At 43.3% G+C, this 12,601-nt stretch carries 14 protein-coding genes; 4 read left to right on the top strand and 10 right to left on the bottom strand.

The window, feature by feature from the left end:
* Positions 1-16: 16 nt before the first annotated feature.
* Positions 17-1,495 carry an aminotransferase class I/II-fold pyridoxal phosphate-dependent enzyme gene (locus D0466_RS11865; protein ID WP_117322792.1) on the top strand — a complete coding sequence of 493 codons (1,479 nt, stop codon included), beginning with the start codon at positions 17-19 and terminating at the stop codon, positions 1,493-1,495.
* A 49-nt stretch (positions 1,496-1,544) separates the two neighbouring features.
* Here the strand turns inward: D0466_RS11865 and D0466_RS11870 are convergent, their stop codons facing one another.
* Together D0466_RS11870 and D0466_RS11875 are read right to left on the bottom strand one after the other, a co-directional pair.
* Positions 1,545-1,661, bottom strand: a complete 117-nt coding sequence (locus tag D0466_RS11870) for a GapA-binding peptide SR1P (RefSeq protein WP_117322793.1) — start codon at positions 1,659-1,661, stop codon at positions 1,545-1,547.
* Positions 1,662-1,875: 214 nt separating this feature from the next.
* Positions 1,876-2,172 (bottom strand): DUF3055 domain-containing protein, encoded by a 297-nt coding sequence (locus D0466_RS11875; RefSeq protein ID WP_117322794.1) that lies wholly within the window; start codon positions 2,170-2,172, stop codon positions 1,876-1,878.
* 147 nt (positions 2,173-2,319) lie between these two features.
* Between D0466_RS11875 and D0466_RS11880 the strand changes: the two genes are divergently transcribed.
* Positions 2,320-2,754, top strand: coding sequence for a DUF1885 family protein (locus D0466_RS11880; RefSeq protein ID WP_199484547.1), 435 nt, complete (start codon positions 2,320-2,322; stop codon positions 2,752-2,754).
* A gap of 53 nt (positions 2,755-2,807) precedes the next feature.
* On the opposite strand, the gene D0466_RS11885 is transcribed toward D0466_RS11880, so the two are convergent.
* The 7 genes from D0466_RS11885 to D0466_RS11915 all read right to left on the bottom strand — a co-directional run bounded on the left by D0466_RS11885 (position 2,808) and on the right by D0466_RS11915 (position 10,452).
* Positions 2,808-3,770 (bottom strand): polysaccharide deacetylase family protein, encoded by a 963-nt coding sequence (locus tag D0466_RS11885; RefSeq protein WP_233522625.1) that lies wholly within the window; start codon positions 3,768-3,770, stop codon positions 2,808-2,810.
* Complete coding sequence (locus D0466_RS11890) at positions 3,767-4,012, bottom strand: hypothetical protein (RefSeq protein ID WP_117322795.1); 246 nt, start codon at positions 4,010-4,012, stop codon at positions 3,767-3,769. The genes D0466_RS11885 and D0466_RS11890 overlap by 4 nt, the downstream gene beginning before the upstream one ends.
* A gap of 220 nt (positions 4,013-4,232) precedes the next feature.
* Positions 4,233-5,642, bottom strand: coding sequence for a dihydrolipoyl dehydrogenase (gene lpdA / locus D0466_RS11895; protein WP_117322796.1), 1,410 nt, complete (start codon positions 5,640-5,642; stop codon positions 4,233-4,235).
* Positions 5,643-5,646: 4 nt separating this feature from the next.
* Positions 5,647-6,999 (bottom strand): dihydrolipoamide acetyltransferase family protein, encoded by a 1,353-nt coding sequence (locus D0466_RS11900; RefSeq protein ID WP_117322797.1) that lies wholly within the window; start codon positions 6,997-6,999, stop codon positions 5,647-5,649.
* 148 nt (positions 7,000-7,147) lie between these two features.
* Positions 7,148-8,125: an alpha-ketoacid dehydrogenase subunit beta gene (locus tag D0466_RS11905; RefSeq protein ID WP_117322798.1), complete on the bottom strand. Its 978-nt coding sequence runs from the start codon at positions 8,123-8,125 to the stop codon at positions 7,148-7,150.
* A 3-nt stretch (positions 8,126-8,128) separates the two neighbouring features.
* On the bottom strand, positions 8,129-9,244 hold the full coding sequence (gene pdhA, locus D0466_RS11910; RefSeq protein ID WP_117322799.1) for a pyruvate dehydrogenase (acetyl-transferring) E1 component subunit alpha: 1,116 nt from the start codon (positions 9,242-9,244) through the stop codon (positions 8,129-8,131).
* 542 nt (positions 9,245-9,786) lie between these two features.
* The gene (locus D0466_RS11915; RefSeq protein WP_158555893.1) at positions 9,787-10,452 is read right to left on the bottom strand and encodes a YkyA family protein; all 666 of its coding nucleotides are present in this window, start codon (positions 10,450-10,452) and stop codon (positions 9,787-9,789) included.
* 238 nt (positions 10,453-10,690) lie between these two features.
* On the opposite strand from D0466_RS11915, the gene D0466_RS11920 reads away from it, so the two are divergent.
* Positions 10,691-10,864 (top strand): YjcZ family sporulation protein, encoded by a 174-nt coding sequence (locus D0466_RS11920; protein WP_117322801.1) that lies wholly within the window; start codon positions 10,691-10,693, stop codon positions 10,862-10,864.
* Between the two features lie 206 nt (positions 10,865-11,070).
* Positions 11,071-11,625 carry a peptide deformylase gene (gene def / locus D0466_RS11925; RefSeq protein WP_199484548.1) on the top strand — a complete coding sequence of 185 codons (555 nt, stop codon included), beginning with the start codon at positions 11,071-11,073 and terminating at the stop codon, positions 11,623-11,625.
* Between the two features lie 118 nt (positions 11,626-11,743).
* Here def and D0466_RS11930 read toward each other — a convergent pair whose 3' ends face one another.
* Positions 11,744-12,511 (bottom strand): Cof-type HAD-IIB family hydrolase, encoded by a 768-nt coding sequence (locus D0466_RS11930; protein ID WP_117322803.1) that lies wholly within the window; start codon positions 12,509-12,511, stop codon positions 11,744-11,746.
* Positions 12,512-12,601 lie beyond the last annotated feature (90 nt).

Raw genomic sequence — 12,601 nt, forward strand, 5'->3', positions numbered from 1 at the left:
GAGGTGTTACGAAGAATTGTCTCAAAATGATACACCCTTGTTCACTGGTTTAATCCAGCATGCTAAAAAAAACCCTGTCCAATTCCATATTCCCGGACACAAAAAAGGAACCGGCATTGACCCTGAATTCCGCGAATTCATCGGCGATAACGCGTTAGCCATCGATTTAATCAATATTGCTCCATTGGATGACCTCCATCAGCCAAAGGGCATTATCAAGCAAGCCCAGGACCTGGCAGCTGAAGCGTTCGGCGCGGACCATACCTTTTTTTCCGTCCAGGGTACAAGCGGAGCAATCATGACGATGGTTATGGCTGTTTGCGGACCTGGGGATAAAATCATTGTTCCGAGGAACGTGCATAAATCCGTCATGTCCGGAATCGTGTTTTCAGGGGCTGTCCCTATTTTTATCCATCCTGAAATAGACGAAAACCTTGGCATTTCGCACGGGATTACTACAGAATCTGTTGAACATGCACTTGAACAGCATCCGGATGCAAAAGGATTGCTGGTCATCAACCCGACGTACTTTGGCATATCAGCAGATTTAAGAAAAATCGTAGAAATCGCCCACTCTTATGATGTACCAGTATTGGTTGATGAGGCGCATGGCGTACATATCCACTTCCACGATGAGCTGCCAATGTCCGCAATGGAAGCAGGTGCCGATATGGCAGCCACAAGCGTACATAAGCTCGGTGGATCCATGACCCAGAGCTCCATCCTTAATGTGCGGGAAGGGCTTGTCTCTGTGCAGCGTGTCCAATCCATACTAAGCATGTTAACGACCACGTCCACATCATATCTTTTGCTGGCGTCTCTTGACGTTGCAAGAAAAAGGCTTGCAACTGAAGGCAGGGAATTAATCTCACAGACGATTGCACTTGCTGATTATATCCGTGATGAAGTAAACAAAATCCCTGACCTGTATTGTGTCGGAAAAGAAATTCTCGGAACCAAGGCGACCTATGACCTGGATCCGACCAAGCTGATCATTTCCGTCAAGGATGTCGGGATAAGCGGTTATGATGTAGAAAAATGGCTAAGGGAGAAATATAATATCGAGGTTGAAATGTCGGATTTGTACAACATCCTATGTATTGTCACGCCAGGGGACACAAAAAAAGAGGCCGATTTATTGGTTGACGCCTTGAAGAACTTATCCGAAGAGTTCCGCAAATATATTGGCGATGAAGAAAAAGCTGAAACACAGGTGCTGCTCCCTAACATTCCATCCTTGGCGATGTCACCCCGTGATGCGTTTTATTCCGACACCGAAATCGTTCCTATAGATGATTCAGTAGGACGGATCATTGCTGAATTCATCATGGTATATCCGCCGGGAATCCCCATTTTCATACCGGGGGAAATCATAAATAAAGATAATGTTGAATATATCAAGAAAAACCTGGAAGTAGGCTTGCCTGTACAGGGACCTGAAGACAGTGACCTCAAGTTCCTGCGGGTAATCAAGGAATTTAAAGCAATTAAATAAAAAACAGAAAAAGGCCGACTGTGAAAGTCGGCCTTTTTGACAATTTATCCTATTCTTCAGTGACATCTTCCGGACAGCTTCCACATTGAGAATAGAGAACGCTTACTTTTTCATCCTCAAAATGATCAATTGTGTCATTGCAGTGTTTACATACGATTGTACCCATTTTCCATTCCCCTTTCTAATAATAAAAAGTATTAGAAGCACTCAATGAAAACGCTTTATCTTATTGATTCTATAATAATATAACACAATTAATATTTCAAGCCTATTTTGTATGTCACATTAAAAAAATTATTTACAAGATTTATATAGTTTTATTAAAAGTATGTCATAAATTCTGTAATTATGAATAATAAAAAGGCCATACGGCCTTTTTATTATTCATATTGAGATTGAAACGGAACCTCTGGCAGCGTCTCTTTAAAAAACTCTGCCAGTTCCAGTGCATCGGCGTAATTAATCTTAAAAGCGGCCTGCAGAAAATCCAGGTCTTGAATATCCTTTAATTCCAGGAGGGTCGAACGGCCTGTTTGCATACAAACGACCAAAGGCTTTCCAAAGAACATATTCGTGTATACGATTCCGAAGTCAAACCTCGTTTCGCCTCCCGTAAACCCGACAAACCGGACCTTGACTGTCTCATTCTCATCATACAATTTTTCGAATAGTTCCATACGATCCCCCTTTTATTGTTTGAATATTATTATAATTCAATTAATTGTATATTTCAACTGACAAGCCTTTTGATTCTTGTTGCCAGCCCTTTTTAAACAATGCTAGAATGAAAACGGATACATGGAATATCTGGAAGGGGATTGATTATGGCAGAAACAGCTTATATTAAGTTAGTTCCAGGTTCGGATAAAGAAACGGTAACACTTGAGGAAGTGAAAGAATTGTTTGCCTATTACAAGGAAATCACCTCGAAGACTGGAAGCCAATTGGCGTGGAATTATGAAAACCGCGCATTTCCCTATGAAATAAAAGAAACCGATGATTCCGGGGGCAGGTGGATGTATTTACAATCGGCCTCAGATGGCTATCATTTAATTTTAATAGGAATAGACCAAGAAAAAGCATTCGACGAGTCACAAAATGAAAGAATCCAGACATATATACAAATCACCCTCCCCGAAACATCTACATTTGGGGATAAAGGCAAGGCAAATGAATTTTGCAAGTTTCTCGCAAAAAAACTAAAAGGGGAACTTCATTTATTTAATCAACGGGTCATGTATTACTACCCTCGGAAGTAGAAAACCGGCCGAAAATACGGCCGGTTTTGACACAAAAGCACAAAGTTTTGATTTCAAGGTGTTTCAATAAGGGCAGGGTCAACAGTTTCAAACCCTCTCCGTTTCAGCCCCTTGATAATGCCTGAAATAGCATCACTTGTCCATTTCCTGTCATGCATAAGCAAATTCGCCCCACTATTTAAATATGGCGAGTTCACCATGATATCCACAAGAGCCGCCTTGTTTTGATATTCCTTTTCCCAATCGTAACCATATGTCCAATTCATGACAAGCATATTTTCTTTGGCGGCCAGTCGTTTCGAAAAATCGGTGTTCATCCCGAATGGCGCCCTGAAAAATTTCGGTCTTTCCCCGGTTATCGCTTCCACTGCGTCATTCAATTTTACAATTTCCGCCGCCTGTTCATCTTCACTCAAACCCTTAAGTGTGGCGTGACTGTAGGTATGGTTCCCAATCGCAAAACCCATTTCATGAATTTTCTTCAAAACGGCTTTCTCCGGCTCTGTGTCGATGAAATGCCCGTTTACAAAGAAAATGGCCTTGGCACCGTGTTGTTTTAATGTGTTTGCAATGGTTAAAGAATATTCATGAGGGGCATCATCAAAGGTCAAAAGCACAACCTGTGCATCCGCACTTTCTATAGGATGGACAGACCAGTTTGCAGGATTGATGCGGTATTTAGGCCGTTCATTTTTCATCGCCGGCCGCGCTTGTTTATTTTCTTCCTGCCTTTCTTTTGACCCGTTATTATCGAATTGCCCTTTTATTTTTTCCTCGCTTGATCCGTTTTCGTTCCCAGCTTCCTGCTTTTCGGTTTTTTCTCCATTCCGATTCTCCGTTGAAGCAGTCTCCCCGTTGCAACCTGTTAAGAACATACAAAATAAAACGGTTACGATCCATATTTTTTTCAGGTTAGTCACCCCGCAAGCAATATGTTTGTTGTAAAAGAGATTCGTCAGTAATAGAGTAAGGTGGCCAACAATCAATCTGTTTACTAATAATCTTGCTTTATTCATTGAGGCAGGTATTTGTTAAACAACAGCTGCAATAATGCATAGCTAAGGAGACTTGTGCAAGTGACCAGTATCGTTCCCCTGTTTGACTTCAGGATCGTTTTGCCAATGTAGGCTGCAAAATAGCAAAATACCATGAACATGATAACTTTGAACATTAAGCGGTCGTGTGATGACAGCCATTCCGCCAGGGTGTACCCGCTCCAGACAATGATTTGAAAGAGGAATACAATATAACTTTTCAAAGTATACAGCCTCACTTTGCCAGTGGTCTATTCATTTTATAACCCAACCACAAGCCCGTAAACGCTTTTTGAAGACTTTTTTGAAAGGACCTGTCCAGGATGGATTTCGAAAAAACTTTTTCCATTAATGAATCATATATATGCCTGTACAGGAGATTTGATGAGGCTAAACCTGAAAAAAGCACACCTACCTTTTCGGTAAGTGTGCTTTTTAAATGTATTACTTAATGATATGGATTGGACTTCCCAAAGCAACTTCGGCAGCTTCCATAGTGATTTCTCCCAATGTAGGGTGGGCATGGATCGTCATGGCAATATCTTCTGCAGTCATACCTGCTTCAATAGCCAATCCAAGCTCAGCGATCATGTCGCTTGCCCCAGGTCCCGCGATTTGCGCACCGATAACCAGTCCGTCTTCCTTGCGTGTCACGAGCTTCATAAATCCGTCGGCGCTGTTTAAGGAAAGAGCGCGGCCGTTTGCGGCGAACGGGAATTTTGCCCCAATAGCTTCAATTCCTTCTTCCTTGGCTTGCTGTTCAGTATAGCCTACAGAAGCAAGTTCAGGCTCAGAGAATACAACCGCAGGGATGGCTAGGTAATCGATTTCGGAAGCATGTCCGGCAATTGCTTCAGCTGCTATTTTACCCTCATAGGAAGCCTTGTGAGCAAGCGGCGGCCCTTCGACAATGTCTCCGATTGCATAGATATTGCTAACACTTGTACGGCATTGCTTATCGGTTTCGACCAAGCCTCTGTCAGTCTTTTTGATGCCGACCTGTTCAAGGCCTAATTCATCGGTGTTAGGGCGGCGTCCAACTGTTACTAGAACATAATCCGCTTCGACTTTCTTTTCTTCGCCTTTGACTTCATAAGTTACGACTACGCCGTTTTCTGTTTCTTCTACGCCCTTCGCTAAGGCTTTCGTTACAATTTCCGCACCCCTTTTCTTAAGGTTGCGCTTGACAAGAGCAGACATTTGCTTTTCAAAACCGGCAAGGATTTCATCTGCACCTTCCAAGATTGTGATCTTTGTACCAAAGTTAGCGTAAGCTCCGCTCAGCTCGGTTCCGATATATCCTCCTCCGATCACTACCATTGACGAAGGAACTTCATCAAGAGCAAGTGCACCGGTAGAATTGATAATGCGCTTTGAATATTTGAAAGCAGGCAGTTCAATAGGTGTTGAACCTGTAGCAATGATTGCATTTTTGAATGTATAGGTTTGTGCGGATGTTTCACTCATTACGCGCAAAGTGTTCGCATCTACAAAATATGCTTCCCCGCTTACGATTTCAACCTTGTTTCCTTTTAATAAGCCGGAAACACCGCCTGTAAGCTTGTTTACCACAGACCCTTTCCATGCCTGTACCTTTGAAAAATCAACCTTTACGTTTTCTGCTGTTATCCCCATTTCTTCTGAGGATCCAGCTTCATGAAAACGGTGGCCCGCAGAGATCAAGGCCTTTGATGGAATACATCCGACATTCAAGCATACCCCGCCAACAGTCCCTTTTTCTACGATTGTCACTTTCTGGCCAAGCTGTGCTGCGCGTATTGCGGCAACATATCCGCCAGGGCCTGCACCGATGACTATAGTATCTGTTTCAATTGGGAAATCTCCTACTACCATGTTATTACGCCTCCATTAACAATAGTTCTGGATCGTTAAGCAATCTCTTGATGTGGTTTAATGCATTTTGTGCTGTGGCACCGTCAATAATACGGTGGTCAAAGCTTAGTGATAATGCCAAGACTGGAGCGGCAACTATTTCACCGTCGCGTACAATTGGCTTCTCCGCGATGCGGCCGATTCCAAGGATGGCAACTTCAGGATGGTTGATGACTGGCGTGAACCATTGACCGCCTGCAGAACCGATATTTGAAATAGTGCAAGAAGCACCCTTCATCTCATCAGGAGCAAGTTTCCCGTCACGGGCCTTTCCTGCAAGTTCATTAATTTCATTGGAAATAGCAAAGGTTGATTTACGGTCCGCATCCTTGACGACCGGAACTAGAAGCCCTTTTTCAGTATCTGCAGCGATCCCGATATTGAAATAATGCTTATGGATGATTTCACCTGCTGCATCATCAATGGATGTGTTCAAAGCAGGGAATTCACGCAATGCGCTGGTTAAGGCTTTTACCACATAAGGAAGGAAAGTAAGCTTGATTCCCTTTGATGCTGCGATTTCCTTGAACTTCTTGCGGTGAGCGACCAATTTGGTCACGTCCACTTCATCCATTAATGTAACGTGCGGTGCAGTATGTTTGGAATTCACCATCGCTTTTGCAATCGCTTTTCTGATTCCGCTCATTTTCTCACGGGTTTCAGGATATTGGCCTGCTGGAACTGCTGCAGCCGGTTTTGCTGCCGCCTTCTCTTCAGCCTGTGCAGCTTGCGTTTCGGCAGCTTCGGCTTGTACAGGCTGTGCTGCTCCGCCAGACAGGAACGCATTAATGTCTTCCTTCATGATCCGGCCATTGTCACCGGAACCTGCTACCAGGCGAATTTCGACACCTTTTTCGCGTGCATACTTTCTCACTGAAGGCATGGCAATGATGCGGCGGTTTGAATCGACCTCAGCTTGAGGTGCAGCACCCGCTCCCGTTGCGCCAGCTGCTTGCTGTGCAGGCGCCTCTTCCTTATTCACTTCCTGGCCGGCTTCTGCAGTAGCCTGTACTTGGGCTTCTGTTTTGTTGTCAGCCGCTTCCTCTGCATGGTCGCCTTTGAACTGCAGGTTCTCATACCCTGGAGCGTCAAAAGTGACAAGGACATCGCCGACTGTAGCTACTGTACCTTCTTGTACCAGTATTTCTTCAACAGTACCTTCAACCGGTGATGGGATTTCCACCACGGCCTTATCATTTTGAACCTCGCAAAGCACATCGTCTTCCTGTACTTTGTCCCCTGGTTTTATGAACCATTTTACTATTTCACCCTCGTGAATACCTTCTCCGATGTCAGGGAGTCTAAATTGGAATGCCAATGGATTCAACCTCCTATTATTCAATCATATATACTTACAACAAAAAAGTCTTTTTTCCGGGCTGCTAGATTTTAAGCATGCGAATTCCATATAACTAAACTGCTTAACAGCCATCATAGAAGCCGTTAAGCAGATCGTTCAAACATGCTTAGAAGTTTAATACTTTTTTCGCTGTTTCGATAATATCCTTGAAATTCGGCAGCCAAACACCTTCTGCTTGGGAGAAAGGATAAATGGTATCAGGAGCAGCCACACGCAGAACAGGTGCTTCTAGGCTTAAGATAGCCCGGTCATTGATTTCGGCAACAACCTGCGCACCTACGCCTGCCTGTTTTTGGGCTTCTTGTACCACAATGGCACGGCCTGTCTTCTCTACCGAAGCAATAATCGCCTCAATATCCAGAGGCTGGATTGTACGGAGATCGACTACTTCTACCGAGTGGCCTTCCTTCTCGAGTTCCTCCGCCGCTTTTAAGGATTCGTGGACCATTGCTCCATAAGTAATGATGGACAGGTCAGTTCCTTCGCGCTTAACATCTGCCTTGCCGATTTCGATTGTATATTCCTCTTCAGGCACTTCCTGGCGGAAAGCGCGGTACAATTTCAAGTGCTCAAGGAAGATAACCGGATCATTGTCACGGATAGAAGAGATCAGCAATCCTTTAGCATCATAAGGAGTGGATGGAACAACTACTTTTAGTCCGGGAGATTGTGCCATCAGCCCTTCCAGTGCATCTGAGTGCAGTTCCGGAGTATGTACACCTCCGCCAAACGGAGAACGTACCGTGATCGGAGCATTATATCGACCTCCAGAACGGTAACGCATGCGGGCCATTTGTCCTGCAATCGAATCCATTACTTCGAAAACGAACCCGAAGAACTGGATTTCCGGTACCGGACGGTAACCGGTAAGGGCAAGACCGATCGCTAGGCCCCCAATGCCTGATTCTGCAAGCGGCGTGTCAAATACACGGTCCTCGCCGAATTCTTTTTGCAATCCTTCTGTTGCGCGGAATACACCGCCGTTTACGCCAATGTCTTCCCCGAACATCAGCACTTTTTCGTCATTGCGGAGTTCTGTGCGCAATGCATCAGTGATTGCTTGAATCATTGTCATTTGAGCCATGGCTTACTTCGACTCCTTTTCTTTATAAATTTCATATTGTTCTTTCAAGTGGTAAGGCATATCTTCGTACATGATTTCCATTAGGTCGGTTACTTTTTGTTTAGGCGTTTCATCCGCAATTTTGATTGCTTCCTTAATATCATCTTTCGCCTGATCGATTGTTGCATTTTCGAGCTCCTCGCTCCATAATCCTTTCTTTTCCAGGAATTTACGGAAGCGAACAAGCGGATCCTTCTGTTCCCACTCATTATCAAGGTCGGAGGTGCGGTAGCGTGTCGGATCATCGCCTGCCATTGTATGAGGCCCATAACGGTAAGTCAATGTTTCGATCAATGTTGGCCCTTCCCCATTTATCGCACGTTCCCGGGCATCCTTGACGGCTGCATATACAGCTAACGGATCCATACCATCAACCTGGATTCCAGGAATACCTGCAGCCACTGCCTTTTGAGCGATTGTCTGTGCAGCGGACTGCTTTTCAACCGGTGTTGAGATTGCGAAACGGTTGTTTTGTACAACGAAGATTGCAGGCGCTTTAAATGCTCCCGCAAAATTCAGGCCTTCATAGAAGTCCCCTTGTGAAGCACCGCCGTCACCTGTATATGTAATCGCAACCGATTTTGCACCGTTTTTCTTCATTCCAAGCGCAACACCTGCAGCCTGGATGATTTGGGCTCCGATGATGATTTGTGGAGAAATAACATTAACGCCTTCTGGAATCTGGTTTCCTTTGAAATGGCCTCTTGAAAATAAGAATGCCTGGGATAAAGGCAGCCCGTGCCAGATCAATTGCGGGACGTCACGGTATCCGAGCAGGATGAAGTCTTCCTTCTCCAAAGCAAACTGGGATGCTAATTGCGAAGCCTCCTGGCCTGCAGTTGGTGCATAGAAACCAAGCCGGCCCTGCCGGTTTAAAGAAATAGAACGCTGGTCAAGAATCCGTGTATACACCATGCGCCTCATCAATTCCTGGAGCTGTTCATCGCTTAAGTCAGGCATTGCCGCTTCATTGACAATCTCGCCTTCTTCGTTTAAAACTTGAAGTGTCTGGAACTGCTCTGCCACAGCCTCAAACTGTTTTTTGACATCAAATTGAGCTTTTTTTGTTTTCGAAGCCATCTTGTGCCACCTCATCCTTTCAATTAAAAGGTTATATTTTCCATAAAGCATTTTTCCCAATATTCAAAGGGCCGATATGGACGCCAGTTTATATTTTCCACAATAAAAAATTAGTGAAACATGCAGGCATTTTCCGGATTTAAATGATCGTCTGTATCAATTTAACCAGAAAATTAAATAGTACAATGCTTTATTCCGTTTTTAGTTTACCTAACAAATACCTATTCGTCAAATACTATGATCTTTAATTTTACAACATTGGCAGCGTTTTTATATGACGTAATACACAACCCCCGATTTCACATCTGTTATACAATAAATATAAAACTGTATTACAAAATTCTCATTTCCAAATGAATATCTGCCTTGAAGAGTTAATTTAATATAATTTTTTCCTCTCCTGATAAAGGGTATCCAAACGGTTTTTCCTTTAATCATCATCTTCCAATCCCTAAAGGTTATTATAGAAGAAAAGAAAATCCCACAATGTGCTGTTGTATATTGAAAAAAAAAAAGCAAGTCCTGTTAGGACTTTGCCTGGTTTATTTTTTATCGGAGCTTTCTTCGACCTTAATATCTGCGCTCTTGTAAAATGCTTCTTTCTCTTTATTGTACCGTTCTGTTTCTTTATTGAACGTTTCATTTGCATCCAATACTTTTTGATAGGATTTGTTAATTTTGTTGATTTGCTCCTGGAGCCTATCCATTTTCAAATCTTCCTGTTTGAATAGCCCGTACAGTTCTTTATCGAGAGCTAGGCTTTCCTTATAGGCTTTATACAAGTCATCGTGTGCTGCGTATCTTTTTTCCATCGTTTCCTTAAGCTTTCCCGCACGCTGCTTCACTTCTTCATCTTCTATTTCGCCGATTTGATCCTTAATATTATTAAATTCTTCTTCCGATTCAGTTATGCTCTCATGTTCTTTTTCTATTAGTTTCTCACGTTCTTCAATATTGGCCAGCGCTTGATCGGAAAGTTTCACGATCTGGTCAAATTCCTTCATGCTCAAGCCAATGATTTGCTCATATAGTTGTTTTTCCTTTTTTTCCGACTCGGTAATGGGTCCTTGCTGTTCTTCAAACGCATTTTCTTTCTGGACCGCTTCCTCAAGAATGGTGTGGATTTGTTCTTCGGGTGACGCACTGCATCCTGTAATAAAAAAAGTAAAACATAAAAGAATAGCTGCTAGGCTTAGTTGTTTCAACACTGATAACTCCCCCCATTTGTTCACATTTACTACTATAATGGAAAGCCGAAGTATTTGACAATAGGAGACAAACTTCATAATTTGTCAAAACCCGGCTAATCCATACTATATCTGTTTGTGTTCTGGAAATTTTAATATATAAAAACTGTTGGGCTATAGCCTATACAACACTCAATACAAAGCATAGGCTGTAGGGAGTCGTTCCTAAAGGAATGAAAAACTCGAGGAGGAATCCCGTATGTATCAAAATGTTTACGGCAGCAACATCCAGGGAAGCCCTTATTCCGGTTATGACTGCTGCTACCCGGTTGCCGGTCATGGGTATTGCGGATTTGGACGCGGCAGAAACTTCACTTTAATCATCGTGCTATTCATTTTATTAATTATCGTCGGTGCGTGCTGGAGTTTTTAACATAGGCCGCTTTCTTTTGTATACCCGTAAAATTATTGATCGTAATCGTCTTTTCTAATAGCATCGATAATCTTTAGCTTTATCCAGGTGGCCGATTTGTGTCAAAAATTGCAATCGGCCTGTTCTTGCAAATCTCCCGGATTACTTTTGGGGCCTGATTTGGTAGACTACATAATATATTATCTTGTGAATTTCGAGGTGCAATCATGATTACAACGAAAGATATCATCAGGGAAGGGCACCCTGCCCTCCGCAAAACAGCAGAGGAAGTACAGCTTCCAGCTTCAAAGGAAGACAAAGAAATCCTCGCTGGTTTGCTTGAATATGTCAAAAACAGCCAGGATCCTGAAATGGCCGAAAAACACGGCTTGCGGCCAGGAATTGGCCTGGCCGCTCCCCAGATCAATGTTTCAAAAAGAATGATCGCGGTTCATGTGAAAGATCATGATGGCATACTTTACAGCTATGCGCTATTTAACCCTAAAATTATCAGCCACTCCGTGGAAAAATCATATTTGACTGCCGGGGAAGGCTGCCTGTCTGTCGACCGTATGGTTCCCGGCTATGTGCCGCGTCATGCCAGAATAAAATTGTCCGGTACCACATTGGAAGGCGAAAAAATCACCCTAAAACTTAAAGGTCTGCCGGCAATTGTGTTTCAACACGAAATCGATCACTTGAACGGCATCATGTTTTATGACCATATTTCCCAGGAGAACCCCTTTACCATCTCGGGGGACGCTATCGCAATCGAGAGATAATGGAAGCCGCCGACTTAGGAAACAAGGGTCAGACCCACAAGGACATTTACAGATGTTCTTCGATATGAAGAGCTAATGTAAAAGGGCCGATGGGGTCGGACCCTTATGAGTCTGCCCCTTAAATTAGGCCAAAATGCTTCAAGCCATTATAAATCCCATCGTTATCGACATCATCAGTCACATGGTTGGCAAATTTCTTAACTGCTTCCGTTGCGTTTCCCATGGCAATACCAGTCCCTGCCGTTTCGAGCATTTCAATATCATTTAATCCATCCCCAAAAGCGTAAACATCTTCCATGGCAAAGCCTGCCTTTTCGATTAAAATTCTGATGCCCTCTGCCTTTGAGCCCCCCACAGGAAGGACATCCATGCTGTATTCATGCCACCGGATAAAACGGAACTTTTCATATTTCCCCACATATTTGCTTTCCTCATTCTCATTGCAAAACAATAAAGATTGGTAAATATCCCTGTCGTGGTAAAACGTCTCATCCTTTTCAGGGTGTGGAAAATGAAGTGTCCCTAATGAAATTTCGATTCTTTCGTCATGCCGGACATTTGCCTTCATTGTTTTATCATTCATGAAAACGATTGGTGTATTGTTCGTTTCGGCATCGCCATGCAGCTGTTTAAGCTGTTCCCTGGAAAGAGGATTTTTATATATCGCTTCTCCCTGGAAAACTACAAATTGGCCATTGTAGCTGACAAAGGTGTCAATATCGAGTTCTTCACGCAAGTGTTCAAACATAAATGGGGCCCTGCCGGTCGAGATTGCCACGAAAACATCATTTTCCTGAAGCTTTTTGATCGCTGCCTTTGTAGAATCAGGGAGTTTCTTATCATGGTCAAGCAAGGTTCCATCTATATCAAAAAAAACAATCTTCATTAGTCCACTTCCTTACATTCTTGTAAAAGTTCTGCCTTTCTTTATTTTGCCAATAGCAGACAGAATATGTACCCATTTAACCGCTGGCCG

The sequence above is a fragment of the Peribacillus glennii genome, from assembly GCF_003429105.1.
GTDB classification, from domain to species: domain Bacteria; phylum Bacillota; class Bacilli; order Bacillales; family DSM-1321; genus Peribacillus; species Peribacillus glennii.

Bases quoted from the DNA above. Each gene is read 5' to 3' on its own strand.
- D0466_RS11870 (WP_117322793.1), bottom strand. From the start codon at position 1,661: ATGGGTACAATCGTATGTAAACACTGCAATGACACAATTGATCATTTT.
- D0466_RS11875 (WP_117322794.1), bottom strand. From the start codon at position 2,172: ATGGAACTATTCGAAAAATTGTATGATGAGAATGAGACAGTCAAGGTC.
- D0466_RS11880 (WP_199484547.1), top strand. From the start codon at position 2,320: ATGGCAGAAACAGCTTATATTAAGTTAGTTCCAGGTTCGGATAAAGAA.
- D0466_RS11885 (WP_233522625.1), bottom strand. From the start codon at position 3,770: ATGAATAAAGCAAGATTATTAGTAAACAGATTGATTGTTGGCCACCTT.
- lpdA (WP_117322796.1), bottom strand. From the start codon at position 5,642: ATGGTAGTAGGAGATTTCCCAATTGAAACAGATACTATAGTCATCGGT.
- D0466_RS11905 (WP_117322798.1), bottom strand. From the start codon at position 8,125: ATGGCTCAAATGACAATGATTCAAGCAATCACTGATGCATTGCGCACA.
- pdhA (WP_117322799.1), bottom strand. From the start codon at position 9,244: ATGGCTTCGAAAACAAAAAAAGCTCAATTTGATGTCAAAAAACAGTTT.
- D0466_RS11920 (WP_117322801.1), top strand. From the start codon at position 10,691: ATGTATCAAAATGTTTACGGCAGCAACATCCAGGGAAGCCCTTATTCC.
- def (WP_199484548.1), top strand. From the start codon at position 11,071: ATGATTACAACGAAAGATATCATCAGGGAAGGGCACCCTGCCCTCCGC.
- D0466_RS11930 (WP_117322803.1), bottom strand. From the start codon at position 12,511: ATGAAGATTGTTTTTTTTGATATAGATGGAACCTTGCTTGACCATGAT.